Genomic DNA, 15,611 nt, shown 5'->3' on the forward strand with positions numbered 1-15,611 from the left:
ATTATCGGTTTTGAAATATGAATTTGGCAAAATCAAACATAGAATCTAATGGACTTTTACCCATCAAATCATAAGCAACGTTTACTGCTTTCTCTATGGCAGCATCTGTTTTTTCAAAATCCTTGCTATCGTCATTTGCCCAAAACTGAAGAATAAATAGTGTTTGAATCCATAGACCTTCAACATATCGATCACCAATCACAGGTCTATCTATTATTTCTTCCGTTTCCTTTCCTTGTAATAAAATTTCATCTACAAACTTGTGAAAATGCTTCTTAAAGGCCTCCAAAAAAGAAGGCTTCAAGTCACCTTTTCTCATTTTCTGTAAATCCATCATGGCATAAGAACGATTGGTCTTAAGCACTTCAATTAAAGTAAAGTATAATGCCAATAATTTTTCTCTTGAAGAATATTCCACAAAAGTTTCTTCTGCATGTAAATTCTCAATGGTTTCTTTCAGAAAATCAGCCCATATATGTTTTTGCAATGCTTTGAAAGAGTTGAAATGATTATAGAAATCTACTTCTTTCATTTTCAGATCCTTAGCGAATTTGTAAATAGAAGCAGGTTCTTTACCATGTTCTAAAACAAAGTCAATATAAGCTTCCTTGATTTTTAAATCGATTGGTTTTGCTGCTTGCTTTTTTGCCATAATTCAATTGTAATTATGGTCATGTAACAGCCTGATAATGGGAAAGGTTTTAGGAAATGAAAAGAAATTAATTACTCCACAAATTATAATCAATTAAATAGATCTTTTTTTTAATTGAAGTTAACGGACATAGGAAAAAGATGTAAAAGGAAGCAATAAAAGCTTCCTTCTTATTTATTTAAATATATAAGTTCTTAAATCCAAATCAGAACCAGTTACTCCTCTATACATTCCTTCAGAGTTAAAACTAAATTCATAATTACCATTTGAATCCAAAGCAATCAGACCACCTTCTCCTTTCATTTCAACCAGTTTCTTCATCACTACTTGCTCACAAGCTTCTTTGAGTGAGAGCCCTTTATATTCCATCAAGCAAGAAACATCATACGCTACTATGGCTCTAAGAAAAAATTCACCATAACCAGTACATGAAATGGCACAGGTATTATTATTCGCATATGTTCCGCTTCCAATTACTGAACTATCGCCTATTCTACCGTATTTTTTATTAGTTAACCCACCAGTAGAAGTTGCAGCTGCAAGGTTTCCATCAATATCTAAAGCTACAGCACCAACAGTTCCAAACTTTTTATCCGCATCGTGATCAAGTAGAACCTTTCCTTCACCTTTAGCAGCCAACCACTGTTCTTCACGGAAACGAGTTTGAAAATATTCATCGGCTACTTTTTCTAGTTTTCGATTGTCGGCATATTCTTCTGCACCTTTTCCTATAAGGTAAACAAAATCGTCATCAAACAATATGGATTTAGCTAACTGTATAGGGTTCTTAACATTTCTGACCCCTGCAATTGCGCCAGCTCTTAATTTTTCACCTTCCATTATGGAAGCTTCCATTTCGTTTTTGCCACTATTAGAATATACAGAGCCTTTTCCAGCGTTAAAAAGTGGACTATCTTCCATTACACTCACCGCAACAGCTACTGCTTCAATAGCAGTCCCCTTTTTATTCAAAATATCATTTCCTGATTCTAAAGCTTCACGCAAAGCTTCATGATAAGCTTCTTCTTTTTCTGCTGTTATATTTTTTTTAAGTATGGTTCCAGCGCCACCATGAATGGCTAATACAAATTTCTTCATTTCGTGATTGTAGAGTAAATAAAAATTAGAATTGAGAATAGAGCGAATTGAATACATACTCTATATTAAAAGAAGAAATTCTCTAACTAACAGTCGAAAATAGGCTGGAGGTTCTGCAATTCAAATTTTTTGACTTCCAATTGAGGGATTGGCTTCAGAGCAGAATCTAAAATATGGTTATGTTCTAAATTTTTCACATTCAATAATAATATTTTCCTGGATGAATGCCAAATCATTTTTTTTACTCTGTCACTAATTTATCTCCTCCAATTCTCTTCCTTTAGTTTCAGGCATGATGAAAATCGCCCATAATAACTGAATAAACATCATGACAGCAAAAAACCAAAAAATGACAGAAGAGCCAAAAGTACTGGCGAAATACGGGAAAACATTAGCAATAATTGCTGCAAAAAGCCAATGTGTGAAGCTTCCGATTGACTGTCCATGAGCCCTTAATTTATTAGGGAATATTTCTGCTATGAAAGCCCAAATAATAGAGCCACTTCCCACTGCATGTGCGGCTATAAATAAGAACACAAAGAACGGAAGCAAATTAGAGGGGATGATATCTCCACTAAAACTAATCGCCATTAAACTCAATGAAATCAAATAACCAGCCGAGCCCAAATACAATAAAAATTTTCGCCCCATTCTATCGATTAAATATAAGCCAATCATAGTGGCAATCACATTGATAAACCCAATCCCCATCGTAGATAGCAAGCCATTTTCCGTACTTATACCTGCAGACTCAAAAATCCTTGGAGCAAAGTAGATGATGGCATTTATACCTGACAATTGATTAAAAAAAGCTATTAAAATAGCCATAAAAGTGAATTTGAAATACTGCTTTTTGAAAAGTGCAAAAAACCCTTCTTTTCTCTCCATTTTTGCCTTTTCTTTCTCAATATTTTGAATAATGCGATCTACATTTTCGGGATCTGTCTTGGTTAAAACCACTCTGGCTTCTCCATATTCATTTTTATTGGCAATTAACCATCTTGGGCTTCTAGGTAATCGAATACTTAGTACAGTATATATTAAGGCAGGAATTATTTCAACACCCAACATCCATCTCCAGCTACTTTCTAATTCGGTTAAAGCTATTAGATAATTAGAGAAATAAGCAACCAATATCCCTAATACAATATTGAATTGAAAAAGAGCTACTAACATTCCTCTTTTTCCAGCTGGGGCTATTTCACTAATATACATAGGTGCAATTACTGATGAAGCCCCTACTCCTAAGCCTCCTAAAAAACGAAAAAACATAAAAGTATTTACTTCAGGCGCTAAAGCGGAACCTAAAGCAGAAACCGTATAAAGCACCCCTATGAGTAAAAGCATAGGTTTTCGTCCAAATCTATTAGCTGGATAACCTGCCGCTAAAGCACCTATTACCGTTCCATATAAGGCTATCGCAATGGAAAATCCATGCATCCAATCCGAGAGTTGCCAGATTTCCTGAATATCTTGTTCTGCTCCTGAAATTACGGCAGTATCAAATCCAAATAAAAAGCCACCCAAAGCAGCTGTTAACGATATGAAAAATACGTATGAGTTTTTGAACATCCTTTCCAAAGTCATTTAGCGATCGCTAAAAATAGGAAAGTAATTTGAGAATGGGAAATTGTATTGATGTGACCAATTTGAATGTTTAATCATGAAAGATTATTTGGAGGTCATAATAGAGGATAAAAAAATTAATATTAAAGAAATAAAATCTGCTTAAAAACACTGCTAGCGCTTAACCGTTGTCATTATTAGACAAAAGGAAAGCAAAATGATTTTTTTATTTTTTTTATTACAAATTCCACAAGGGGTGCCACATCCAGATGACAGCGAACCTTTGCTTTTACAAACTCCTTTCGATTATATATTTTATGTAGTGCTTCCCGTATTATTTTTAATTGGAGGATACTTTTGGTGGAGAAGAAAGAAAAAAGAGAAAAAGAAGGCAAGGATGATTAACTAATATATCAACCTTCATAATATACAATTTCATTACTAATAACTTTTATCATAATATGTTGACATTCAATATTTTTTTTCGCATATTGAAATTGTATGAATTTAAAATTCAACACATATTACAATTTTGATATTAACCCTAAAAAGATTTTCGGGCTCAAATTCTTGAGCTTCAAACCGGTTCACAGACGAAATCTGCAACCGGTTTTCGATTGTTAGTAGGCAAGCTTACCATATAATTTCCAACTTCTGGAAATAGACTGTTTTCAAAAAACAAGAATATAATTTTTCATTAGCTATTAAATGAGCTGTAATTCAATAATGATATCATTTCATTATTAATTCAATATAGCTTCATTATCAATTTATGCTATAAAATTAGATCAATTCACAGAGATTCGGGCTTTTACTCGAAATAAGGAAAACAGTACTTAATCAAGCACTAATCCTCTATAAAGGATGGTGCAATCTTGAAATCAAATTATTCAAATTTAAAGTAAAAAATTATGAAAAGGATAAGTTATGCCTTATTGGCAATTGCAATGCTATTTTCAGCATGTACAGATCAAAGTTTAGATATGGCAAAACCTGATCATGCAGGAGGCCCGAAAAAAGATAAAGGTGGAGATGATGGAGGTGACGATGAGGGAAGCAATGATGGCGATGTCACTTATTATTTAACCGGTAATTCTGAAGATGTTCAAACCAGCAGTAGTTTGGGTTATCTACTAGCCGGTGGTGCTAGTGATCAAAAATCATGGTTCGATTGGATGGTCAATAAATCTGATGGTGGAGATTTTGTTATCATTAGAACAGATGATAGTGATGGTTATAATGATGATACTTTTATAGAAGGCGCAAATTCTATTCTCACTTTAGTAATCAATGATCAAACCAGTGCAAATTCTGACTTTGTTAGAGACAAAATTAGAGGAGCAGAAGCATTGTTTATTGCTGGTGGTGATCAAACTGAATACTACGATCTTTGGAATGGTACTGAAGTAGAAAACTCCATTCACTATTTAGCAAATGAAAAAGGAGTCCCTATTGGTGGTACATCGGCAGGATTGGCGATTTTAGGTGAATTTGCCTATATCCCTCAATCATCAGGAGTGATCTCATCTGAAGCTTTGAATGATCCATACCATCCTTATATGGAAACCATCAAAACTGACTTTTTACAACTACCCGGTTTGGGAAAAATCATTACAGACTCCCATTTTTCTGAAAGGGATAGATTAGGAAGAACGATCGCGCTTATGGCAAGGGTAATTGCTGATGGTGTGGTTAGTAGTTATCAGGATATAAAAGGAATAGCAGTGGACGAATTTACAGCTGTGGCTATTGAAGCAAATGGTGACGCTAAAGTTTTGGGTGATGGGAATTATGAAGATTACGCATTTTTCTTTAGTGCTAATTCAGTGCCTAACCAATGTGAAGAAGGTCAAGCTTTACATTGGACTGATGCTATAACCGCTTATACAGTAAAGGGAGTATCTAATCCAAATAATAGCTTTAATATTAGCAATTGGAGCTCTTTAAGTAGCGCAGCACAATTAGAAGAAGTGAATATTAATTATGGAATTATTTCTAATGATATTCAACAGCCGGATTAAGTCTTTTAAATTAATCTTCCAATAAAAAAAGGGGCTTGAAGGCCCTTTTTTTATTATAATATGTTGTTAAGATTATCCACCGAAATCATCAAATCGGATATTTTCTGGCGGAACACCCATATCATCTAACATCTTCAATACCGCAGCATTCATCATTGGAGGTCCACATAAGTAGAATTCTACTTCTTCTGGCTCTTTATGATGCTTTAAGTAGTTATCGTATAAAGCATTGTGAATAAATCCGGTATAACCATCACCCTCTTTATCATCTAAACTTTTCTTAATTTTCCAATTATCCTCTTCCAATGGTTCAGATAAAGCAACTTGAAAATCAAAATTAGGATTCTTCTCTTCTATTTTTCTAAAATGATCTACATAGAATAATTCTCTTTTAGATCTACCACCATACCAGTAAGATACTTTTCTGTCAGTTCCTTGCGTATGGAATAAATGGAAAATATGAGAGCGTAATGGAGCCATACCTGCACCACCACCAATATAAATCATTTCAGCGTCAGACTCATTGATGAAGAATTCCCCATAAGGACCTGAAATCGTTACTTTATCACCTGGTTTTCTAGTAAAAACATAAGAAGAACAAATACCAGGATTAACATCCATCCAAGTATTTTTTGCTCTATCCCAAGGTGGAGTAGCAATTCTAATATTCAACATGATGATATCTCCCTCAGCTGGGTGATTCGCCATAGAGTAAGCTCTAAATATAGGTTCATCATTTTTCATGACTAAATCCCACAATCCAAAGTTATCCCAATCTTCTTTGAAGATATCTTCTTTGTGACCTAAGTCAGGATGTGGAGTGATATCAATATCCTTAAATTCACAAGTTATTTCAGGAACATCAATTTGAATATAACCACCAGATTCGAAATCTAATGTCTCGCCTTCTGGCAATTGCACCACAAATTCTTTAATGAAAGTAGAGACGTTGTAGTTAGATTTAACAGTACATTCCCACTTCTTAATACCAAAGATTTCCTCAGGTATGCGGATATGCATATCTTCTTTTACTTTCACTTGACAAGAAAGCCTTACATTTTCTTTCTTTTCAGATCGGCTTAAATGACCTTCCTCTGTAGGTAAAACATCACCGCCACCATCTTCTACTACACATTTACACATGGCGCAAGTACCACCACCACCGCAAGCAGATGGTAAGTAAATATCTTGACCTGATAAAGTAGAAAGTAAAGTGGAACCGGCAGAAGTTACAATTGGATTGTCTTCATCTCCATTAACATAAATATTAACGGGGCCAGATTGAACTAATTTCGATTGAGCAAATAACAGTATTAACACTAACAATAGTATTAAGACGGTAAATGCAATAATTGAGGTTATAACTACTGATGTCATGAACTTTTATTTTGTTCTAAATGATTCAATTAATTGAGTTGCAAATATATTACTTAAAATGTAAACCTATAAGTTCGATTCGATATTTTTCTGATAATATATTCGCAAATCTAACAGTTAGATGATTCAAAAAGTTGGCGTAAAGTGAAAAATTATTGAAAAATATTTTTCCAGGTACCTTTTAGCCTATTGTATTTGATGGTTGAGGGTAACGCCTTCCAAAAATATTGATTGATTTCAACTGCAAAAGAGGGCTGCATATAGCAATTAATGGCGCATCCTTCACATTCTGGAAGCCTTCCTTCCAATGCTGCCAATTTTTGTACCTTATCGGATTTGTACAAATTAAATAAATCCCCATTTATAGGATATTCTTTTTTCCCCAGATGATAACAAGGCAGCACCAATTCATTTTTTGGAGAAATCACTAAAGAAGATGAAGCTGCTTTGCAAACAGGGTCATCTACATGATTCCCTCCATTTTTTCTCAATTCAATAAAAGCTTCATTCAAATAAATATTGTTCTTTTTCCCTATTTGGGATAGATATTCTAGGTTCTCATTATTCAAGCCACCTCCTGTTTCAACTTCATTATAATCAAAAATAGGATTGACGATCAATACCAGATCATTGGGCAAAGAAATGTTTTCATAAACTTTCTCTAATTCCCCAATATTTTCATTCATCGCAGTGAATAAAATATCAGGCTTCTCCCCTAGTTCCTTTGCAATTTCTATTGATTTCATAACAAAATCAAAACAGCCCACCCCTCTCACTTCATCATGCTGTTTAGCGTCTGCAAAATCTAATGAAAAATGAAGCATATCTACCAATCCCTTTAATTTATCCGCTTTTTTGGGATATAGCAAGCCATTGGTTGTAAGGGTAGTGATGAAGCCCATTTCTTTCGCCATCTTCAGAAAAAGATGAATATCATGATGTAAAAGAGGTTCGCCACCCGTAAAGTCTATCACTTTCACCCCTAGTTTTTTGAGGTCTTTTAAATTCTGCTCTACATCCTCCACCTTAATATAAGGACTAGGTTTTTCCCATATATCGCAAAAGTAGCAACTGGCATTGCAACGATAGGTCACATAGTAATTGCATAAAATAGGTTTTCGAATCAGGCGCATGGCATAAAGTTAGGAATAAGCTTTCCGAAATACTAACCCTGTTTATTCACAATTTTTATATGTAATGAGGGAAGTTTCTTGAAAACACTTTACTTTATGTGTTTATTCTAAAATTACTTTTATGATGAAACTTCAAGAATCGGATTTAGCTAAAATCAAATACAAAGAGAGTAAACTTAAGGTTCAGAAAGAAATCCTAACAGGGCAATATTCATTTAACAGTTTATTAACGCATCTCAATAATCCCAAAGTTCAAGATAAAGCAGCATGGGTGATGAGTGGAGTTGTTGAGAATCAACCAAAAATCATAAAAGATAGTGAAGTAGGACTTCTATTGAAGCTCCTAGAAAAAGGTGTTTCGGTTGGAGTGGAAAGAAATATATGGCGTACTTTCCAATTTATTGAAATCCCAGAGAAACATCAAGAAAAGTGTCTTCATCAAGCATTTGAATCAATAGAAAACAAAAACAGCTCAATCGCAGTAGAAATTTTTACAATGTCTACAGCATTTGAGCTTTCAAAAGAAAATAATGATTTGAAACATCTTTTAAAAGAAATCCTCCTTTATAAAATGGAAAATGCTTCAAAAGGATTTAAATCTAAAGCTAGGAAAATATTGAAAGCAATTGCTTAAAATCTTTTTCCGAAGCCTAAATTAAGCCAAGGAGTTATTCCATATTGATTAAATACTCCATTAATTCCAGCTTTAAAAATCATATCATTTTTAAAATGCTTTCTATACGATAAACCGGGTACTACATTTTCAAATAAGTCCGCTCTATTGCTTCTTTCCGAAATCCCCTTGTATTCCCTTGCAATGGTGAAATTTGCAGCAAACTCTATAAAAGAGTCCTGAGCCTCATTCAAGGCGAAAAGATAAGCCAAACCCGTATTGTAAGTAATGTAAAAATCACCATCGGTATATCCACCTAAACCCACTCTCCAAGAAAAACCAGGAGCTTTAGATAATTGCCTCTCGTAATTTATAGAAAAGAATAAGCCTGCGCCCCCTACTTCCACATAAGAGAAATTTCTTTTGGAGGATGGAGTTTCTTGAGCATAGCTGATTGTGGTAAGTAAAATTATAAGAGTTAGAGTTGATAGTATTTTTTCATGATTATTTATTTAGTTGAAATTTCTAAAGAACAAAAAAAATGCCAATCACTCAAATCTTTCGCTCATTTGAGTGGCTCATCTATGAAAATTCTAGAAATTAGTCTTTTGTCTTAATACAACCAATTTATTTTTAACTGTGTCATTTTTATAGGTATTTCTCACATAGAATTCATATATGAAATATAAAATTTTACTGATTTATTTAATCTTTTGTTTTAGCATAAAATCTTATGGGCAAGAAGGTGTTAATTGTTTATTAGGATTAAGAACTACCAATTTTATCAATACTGAGCCAATCGGTGAATCAAAATTTAAATTATCTGGAATGGGTGCTGCTTTATTTGGTACAAATTCTTTAATTGAAATCAATGATAAAATTTCCGTAAACCTCAATTCAGGTTTCATGCTTGAATATAATAATTTGGAATTCAGTAGTAAAAATCGTTTTTCTTTAGAAGTATGGTCTTTCTCCATACCCATTTATGCCTCTTTATTAAAAACAGATTATTTCCAATTTGGACTTGGAGCTTATGGAGATCTAAACTTTTTAAAGGAAGATCCAACAACAATCATTATCCGAGGGGATAAGCCAGCAGCTTACCAAATGATATTTCTTTTAGATTATGGATTATTCTCTACCCTACATTATATGATTCCCAATAGCAATTTCAATATTTTTGCTAACTATAACTTTTCTTTACAAAAAAGAATGCAAGGATATCAATCAGTTGGAAATTACGGAGAGGTTTCAGCCCCTTTTGAAGGCTTTAATCTTCACGGAATAAGTTTAGGAATTGGTTGTTTTCTTCTAAGATAAGTATATGAAATTATTTTTTAGCCTTTTATTAATCACACTTATTTTCTCATGTAAAACTACTGGTGTTTTTGAGGAAGATTTTAACGAATTAGGATTACCTAGATACACAGAGAAGGGTAATAATGCAGCAGGAATTTATATTGATGATGAAATATGGATTACAGAATATTTTAAACGAAACAATTTAAATTTCGGAGATGAATATCAAGACCCGTTAAGATATTTTCTATTTCAAGATTCATTATACCTCGGGCTATCTGGAAGAAAACAAAATTCAGCTGATATCTATATGTTTATATTTAACATAGGAAATTACGAAGAATTTAATACCGAGAAGTTAGTCAACTTAAAGAATGAAAATTTCGATCTTAATGATAACAATACAAAACTTTTATTGGGTGATACCACTTCAAGTGTATTCAATGATACTATCGGAAGTGTAGTAAGAGGTAATCTGATTATAAGAGAAACCATATACGAAGACCCAGAGGAAGGTATTGATTATATATTGGCAGGCACTTTTGGATTTGATGCGACATTCAATGGAGATACTATAAATTTCCACCAGGGAAGATTCGACTTTTCAGAAATTCAAAAGGAAGAATTAAACACAGACAATAATCTCTTAAGACGCTAAAAATTGCAATAGGTAATTGTCAAAAAAAAGAGCTTATCTGCAATTACAAATAAGCTCTAAATTTGAAGTTATTTCAACATCTTTAATAATATGGTCAGCTTAGTTTTCAACTGCCTTCTGTCCACTATGAAATCCAAAAATCCGTGATCCAAAACGAATTCAGAACTTTGAAATCCTTTTGGCAAATCTTTCCCTATGGTTTCTCGAATTACTCGCGAACCAGCAAAACCAATTAAGGCACCAGGTTCTGCAATATTAAAATCACCCAACATTGCGTAGGATGCTGTTACACCCCCAGTAGTAGGATCAGTTAATAAAGAAATATAAGGGATTTTAGCTTCTGATAGCTGGGCTAATTTAGCTGATGTTTTGGCCATTTGCATAAGTGAAAACCCTGCTTCCATCATTCTGGCACCACCCGATTTAGAAATCATCAAAAATGGTACTTTCTTTTTGATAGAATAATCTATAGCTCTAGCTATTTTCTCTCCCACTACAGACCCCATGGATCCTCCAATAAAACTGAAATCCATGCAAGCCACGCATAAATCCAAACCATTCATTTTACCATGGGCAGCTCTAACGGCATCTTTCAATTCCGTTTTTTCCTGAGATTGCTTTATTCTTACCGGATAAGGTTTGCTGTCCACAAATTCAAGTGGGTCACCCGAACTCAAATCCTTATCAAGCTCAGTGAATTTATTATCGTCAAAAAGAATCTCAAAATATTCCTTAGAGCCGATTCGAACGTGGTATTCATCATCTGGACTTACATAAGCATTTTGCTTTAACTCACGCATGTGAATGATTTTACCTCCGGGGGTTTTATACCACAATCCGTCCGGTGCTTCTTTCTTATTTTCGGTGGGAGTTAATATCCCTTTATTTTGTCGCTTAAACCAAGCCATATTGTTTCAATTTTAAATCTAAACCAACTGAAGGTTTTCGTTAGAGGGTCAAAGATAATTGAATTGACTGTCAATTGCCAAAGTAAAAGTTTAATTCCCTTCTCATTTATCCAATTTCACTCTTATTTCCTTCTATTTAAAGATTTAAACAAATAAAACATTCTAATATAATAAATGAAGTAAACCCAAAGCTAACAAACGTTAGCAACTGATTTACAGAAAGTTAAAATTATTCCTAAAAATTTTGATAGGAAAAATAAAGCTACGAAATTTACGGAATGAACGTTCATTCCGCCATAGAAAACAAAATTGATAAGAAGACCCTGATACTAGAAACTACTTTAGAATTAATCTCTGAAAATGGTTTCCATGGTACTCCTATTTCTATGATAGCTGAAAAAGCAGGTATTGGAGCAGGGACTATCTATCGATATTTTGAAAATAAAGAAGATTTAATCAATGAATTGTTTAAAGAAATCAAAAGGCGTGTGATGCATGCCATGTTGGATGGATATAATGAAGATGAAAGTTTTAAGGACAGATTTAAGCATTTATGGATGAATTTGATCAATTATTTCATGGATAACCCTAAAGCTTTTCAATTTATTGAGCAGCATAGATATGCTTCCTATATGAGCAAATTGACCAGAGAAGAAAGCTTTATGATTATGTCGCCAGTTATGATGTTTTTCATAGAAGCAAAAAGAGAAAAGGCTATGAAAGACTTACCAGTTTACACTATCATCTCCTTGTCTTATGGCCCCATTACTTCTTTGGCAAAATTACAAATTGACCATGAACAACAATTAAGCAAAGAACGCATAGTGCAAGCAGCTGATGCTTGCTGGGATGCTGTGAGAAGAATTTAAAAAAGACCACTATAATATTACAAACATAAAATTATGAAGACACCAAATGTAGTTTTTAACGGAATTGGCTCTTTTGTGCCCGAGAATGTAGTAACAAATGAGGATTTCTTAAACCATGAGTTCTACATGGAAGATGGTAAACCATTTGATATTCCGAATGAAGAAATCATCAAGAAGTTTGAGAAGATAACAGGAATAAGAGAAAGAAGGTATGCTAATGATGACCAGTTAAATTCTGACTTAGGTGCATTAGCAGCAGAAAATGCGTTAAAAAACAGCTCAATTGACAAGGAAGATTTAGATTATATCATTTATGCCCAGAACTTCGGAGATATGGAAGCTGGGACTAATAGGGTAGATAATATGCCAAGTTTGGCAGCAAAAGTAAAACACAAATTGAAAATCCAAAATCCAGATGTCGTTTGTTACGACATTATTTTTGGTTGTCCCGGTTGGGTTCAAGGTGTTATTCAAGCCTATCAAATGATAAGAAGTGGGTTTTGCAGAAATATTATGGTGATAGGAGCTGAAACCTTAAGCCGATGTGTTGACCCACATGACAGGGATGGGATGATATTTTCGGATGGTGCTGGAGCCACCATTGTTTCTGCCTCATATGATGATGATCGAAAAGGAATACTAGGCTTTGCCAACAGGACAGATGCTAATGAAGAGTTGAATTACCTAGCGATGGGAAAATCCAATAAGCCTGATTTGGATGATAACACTCGATACATTAAAATGAAAGGCAGGAAAATTTATGAATACGCCCTAGATGAAGTTGCCACGGCTATGCAATCTGCACTAAAGCGCTCAGGTATATTCATGGAAAACATTCAAAAAGTATTGATCCATCAGGCAAATGAAAAAATGGATGAAGCTATTTTGAGAAAATTAGGCCAACTTTATGATTTAAGACTTGAGGCAAAAGAAATGATGCCTATGACAATTCAGAAATTTGGAAATAATTCCGTAGCCACTGTTCCAGTTATGTTGGATATGGTATTAAAAGGAGAAATAGAAGGACATGAAATAAATGAAGGCGATGATATAATTTTAGCATCTGTTGGAGCCGGAATGCATATCAATGCTATTATTTATAGAATGTAAAAAAGTATGGAAGAAACTTAAGTTAGTTTCTTCCACCCCCTTTTATTTGAAGAATTTTTGAATAATTTCTTTGGTTTTACTCCCGTCTGTTTCTGTACCGCTTAATAATTTTGAGAAAATCAACTTATCTTCTGCGCTTATATTTGTTTTGTAATCAATTTCGTTTGTGTTAAATTTTTTGCTCCCCATGTGCCAACTAGGAAAAGTTTTCTCTTTTATAGGGGTATAGGATAACATCACACAATTCTGGTGGCGGGAATCTTTCTTTATTTTATCATAAAGCCCCATGACCACATCATTCTTACCTTCCACTAATTGTAAAAATTTTTGATCGGAATAAAGTAAAGCACCCGTTATCCCTAAATCAGGATTATTCCTCTTACAGGCAGCTAAAATGTTTTCGATTTCTTCAGATGAAGCCTTGCTTTTCGTTCTATTGCTAACATAAACTAATTGTGATAACATAATTATAAAAAATTAAAGTTTAAAAAAATATATTTCAACCTTTAATCAATAAGTTACCAAATTGTTTAATAGAATAGAAAAAACATAAATATTCTAAACAAAAAAAGGCCGCAATTGCGACCTTCTTAATTCTTTAGAGTTTTGAAAGAATTATCCTTCTACTTCTTCTTCAACCTCTTCAGTAGCTTCTTCAACTTCTTCAGTTGCTTCTTCAACTTTTCCTTCAGATTCTTCTTTTACTTCTTCAGCAGCATCTTCGATCTCTTCACCTGCATCCTCTACTGCATCTTTAACTTCTTCAGTAGATTCTTCAATCTGATCTTTTGCTTCTTCTTTTTCGCTTTTGTTATCACAAGCAAATACTGCTAAGGTGAAAGCACCTAATAAAAATAATGTGAATAATTTTTTCATAGTTTAATAGATTATGGTTTAAGATGTAAATGTATCTAATTATTAAGACTGACAAAAGTATATTTACTATTTTTTTCTAAAAACTAGCTTAACTGGTACCCCTTCAAAGTCAAAATGCTCTCTTAATCTATTTTCCAAATAGCGCTCATAAGGTGGTTTAATATACTGTGGAAGATTACAGAAAAATGCAAAAGTTGGCGTGTAAGTAGGCAATTGAGTCACATACTTAATTTTTATATATTTCCCTTTCAATGCTGGAGGCGGATATTTTTCAATCTCTTTCAACATGGCTTCATTCAAGGCGGAAGTACTAACTTTTTCAGTTCTACTGAAATATATCTTTGTCGCTAATTCTATCGCTTGAAAAATTCTTTGCTTCTCAGTTACGGATGTGAATATTATTGGGATATAATCTAAAGGGCCTAATTTCTCTTGAATCTCCTTTTTGAATTTATCATGTGTCTTCCCATCTTTTTCAATCAAATCCCATTTATTGACCATAATCATGATCCCTTTTTTGTTTTTATGGGCCAATCCAATGATTTGCATATCCTGGGATTCAAAACCACGAGTTGCATCAATCATCACAATACAAACATCACTATCCTGCAGAGCTTGAATGGCACGGATGGTTGAATAAAACTCTATATCATCCTTTGTTTTGGTCTTCTTCCGCAATCCTGCGGTATCAGTCAGAATAAAATCTTTACCATACAATTTATAATGCGTATTGATGGAGTCTCTTGTTGTTCCAGCAATATCCGTCACAATGGTTCTCTCATCTCCCAATAAAGCATTCAAAAAAGAGGACTTTCCTGCATTTGGTCGACCTAATATCGCCAATCTAGGCACACCTTCAAAAGGATCTTTATGGTCATCATCAGGGAAAAGTTCAACAACTGCATCTAAAACCTCACCAGAACCAGAGCCGCTAGCGGAAGACATGCTAAAAACTTCATCAAAGCCTAAACCAAAAAACTCCCCAGCCATATAGCTTTTTTCTGTGTTATCGGCTTTATTGGCAATCACGAATACTGGCTTCCCAACTTCTCTTACAATATTGGCAAAATCTTTATCCATATCGGTTAAACCTGTATGACAATCAACCATGAATAAAATAACAGTTGCTTCTTTTAAGGCTTCTTTCACCTGCTTTCTGATTTCCTTTTCGAATATATCATTGGAACCAGTCACGTATCCGCCCGTATCAATCACGGTGAATTTTTTACCTATCCATTGCGCCTCACCGTACTGTCTATCGCGCGTCACACCCGATTCGTTATCCATAATCGCCTGCTTGCGCTCCACTAAACGATTAAAAAAGGTGGATTTACCGACATTCGGTCTCCCTACTATTGCTACTATGTTTGACATTTAATAATTAGTAATTAATAATTAATAGATAATAATTTTGGAGTTTAATCTCACTTA

General features: G+C 33.9%; 17 protein-coding genes. 7 read left to right on the forward strand and 10 right to left on the reverse strand.

The genetic code is table 11. The features are described 5' to 3' along the window. Nucleotide 1: 1 nt before the first annotated feature. The 3 genes from ABWH96_RS18665 to ABWH96_RS18675 form a co-directional block, all read right to left on the reverse strand. Nucleotides 2–652, reverse strand: coding sequence for a TetR/AcrR family transcriptional regulator (locus ABWH96_RS18665; protein ID WP_375579017.1), 651 nt, complete (start codon nt 650–652; stop codon nt 2–4). Between the two features lie 174 nt (nt 653–826). Continuing rightward, on the reverse strand, nt 827–1,750 hold the full coding sequence (locus ABWH96_RS18670) for an isoaspartyl peptidase/L-asparaginase family protein (RefSeq protein WP_375579018.1): 924 nt from the start codon (nt 1,748–1,750) through the stop codon (nt 827–829). 252 nt (nt 1,751–2,002) lie between these two features. After that, nucleotides 2,003–3,322: a sugar porter family MFS transporter gene (locus ABWH96_RS18675; protein ID WP_375579019.1), complete on the reverse strand. Its 1,320-nt coding sequence runs from the start codon at nt 3,320–3,322 to the stop codon at nt 2,003–2,005. Between the two features lie 211 nt (nt 3,323–3,533). Here ABWH96_RS18675 and ABWH96_RS18680 point away from each other — a divergent pair, with 211 nt between their 5' ends. After that, nucleotides 3,534–3,725, forward strand: a complete 192-nt coding sequence (locus tag ABWH96_RS18680) for a hypothetical protein (RefSeq protein ID WP_375579020.1) — start codon at nt 3,534–3,536, stop codon at nt 3,723–3,725. 502 nt (nt 3,726–4,227) lie between these two features. Further along, nucleotides 4,228–5,337 (forward strand): cyanophycinase, encoded by a 1,110-nt coding sequence (locus ABWH96_RS18685; protein WP_375579021.1) that lies wholly within the window; start codon nt 4,228–4,230, stop codon nt 5,335–5,337. Nucleotides 5,338–5,409: 72 nt separating this feature from the next. Here the strand turns inward: ABWH96_RS18685 and nqrF are convergent, their stop codons facing one another. After that, nucleotides 5,410–6,714, reverse strand: coding sequence for an NADH:ubiquinone reductase (Na(+)-transporting) subunit F (gene nqrF, locus ABWH96_RS18690; RefSeq protein WP_375579022.1), 1,305 nt, complete (start codon nt 6,712–6,714; stop codon nt 5,410–5,412). Between the two features lie 152 nt (nt 6,715–6,866). Beyond that, entirely contained in the window at nt 6,867–7,847 is a 981-nt protein-coding gene (locus tag ABWH96_RS18695) for a radical SAM protein (protein ID WP_375579023.1), read from the reverse strand. Nucleotides 7,848–7,968: 121 nt separating this feature from the next. Between ABWH96_RS18695 and ABWH96_RS18700 the strand changes: the two genes are divergently transcribed. Then, the gene (locus ABWH96_RS18700; protein WP_375579024.1) at nt 7,969–8,481 is read left to right on the forward strand and encodes a hypothetical protein; all 513 of its coding nucleotides are present in this window, start codon (nt 7,969–7,971) and stop codon (nt 8,479–8,481) included. Here the strand turns inward: ABWH96_RS18700 and ABWH96_RS18705 are convergent. After that, on the reverse strand, nt 8,478–8,867 hold the full coding sequence (locus ABWH96_RS18705; RefSeq protein ID WP_375579025.1) for a hypothetical protein: 390 nt from the start codon (nt 8,865–8,867) through the stop codon (nt 8,478–8,480). The two genes, ABWH96_RS18700 and ABWH96_RS18705, sit on opposite strands and share 4 nt — an antisense overlap. Before the next feature lie 271 nt (nt 8,868–9,138). Between ABWH96_RS18705 and ABWH96_RS18710 the strand changes: the two genes are divergently transcribed. Continuing rightward, nucleotides 9,139–9,780 (forward strand): hypothetical protein, encoded by a 642-nt coding sequence (locus ABWH96_RS18710; protein WP_375579026.1) that lies wholly within the window; start codon nt 9,139–9,141, stop codon nt 9,778–9,780. Nucleotides 9,781–9,784: 4 nt separating this feature from the next. Then, nucleotides 9,785–10,417: a hypothetical protein gene (locus ABWH96_RS18715; protein WP_375579027.1), complete on the forward strand. Its 633-nt coding sequence runs from the start codon at nt 9,785–9,787 to the stop codon at nt 10,415–10,417. Nucleotides 10,418–10,485: 68 nt separating this feature from the next. Here ABWH96_RS18715 and accD read toward each other — a convergent pair whose 3' ends face one another. Then, nucleotides 10,486–11,325, reverse strand: coding sequence for an acetyl-CoA carboxylase, carboxyltransferase subunit beta (accD, locus tag ABWH96_RS18720; RefSeq protein WP_375579028.1), 840 nt, complete (start codon nt 11,323–11,325; stop codon nt 10,486–10,488). 278 nt (nt 11,326–11,603) lie between these two features. Between accD and ABWH96_RS18725 the strand changes: the two genes are divergently transcribed. Together ABWH96_RS18725 and ABWH96_RS18730 are read left to right on the forward strand one after the other, a co-directional pair. After that, nucleotides 11,604–12,194: a TetR/AcrR family transcriptional regulator gene (locus ABWH96_RS18725; protein ID WP_375579029.1), complete on the forward strand. Its 591-nt coding sequence runs from the start codon at nt 11,604–11,606 to the stop codon at nt 12,192–12,194. Nucleotides 12,195–12,227: 33 nt separating this feature from the next. After that, on the forward strand, nt 12,228–13,304 hold the full coding sequence (locus ABWH96_RS18730; protein WP_375579030.1) for a 3-oxoacyl-ACP synthase III family protein: 1,077 nt from the start codon (nt 12,228–12,230) through the stop codon (nt 13,302–13,304). Between the two features lie 42 nt (nt 13,305–13,346). On the opposite strand, the gene ABWH96_RS18735 is transcribed toward ABWH96_RS18730, so the two are convergent. The 3 genes from ABWH96_RS18735 to der form a co-directional block, all read right to left on the reverse strand. Further along, nucleotides 13,347–13,769, reverse strand: a complete 423-nt coding sequence (locus ABWH96_RS18735; protein ID WP_375579031.1) for a BLUF domain-containing protein — start codon at nt 13,767–13,769, stop codon at nt 13,347–13,349. A gap of 150 nt (nt 13,770–13,919) precedes the next feature. Continuing rightward, nucleotides 13,920–14,180, reverse strand: a complete 261-nt coding sequence (locus tag ABWH96_RS18740; protein WP_375579032.1) for a hypothetical protein — start codon at nt 14,178–14,180, stop codon at nt 13,920–13,922. 66 nt (nt 14,181–14,246) lie between these two features. Continuing rightward, nucleotides 14,247–15,554, reverse strand: a complete 1,308-nt coding sequence (gene der, locus ABWH96_RS18745; protein ID WP_375579033.1) for a ribosome biogenesis GTPase Der — start codon at nt 15,552–15,554, stop codon at nt 14,247–14,249. Nucleotides 15,555–15,611: the final 57 nt, after the last annotated feature.

Source organism: Marivirga tractuosa (assembly GCF_042140215.1).
Taxonomy (GTDB): domain Bacteria; phylum Bacteroidota; class Bacteroidia; order Cytophagales; family Cyclobacteriaceae; genus Marivirga; species Marivirga tractuosa_A.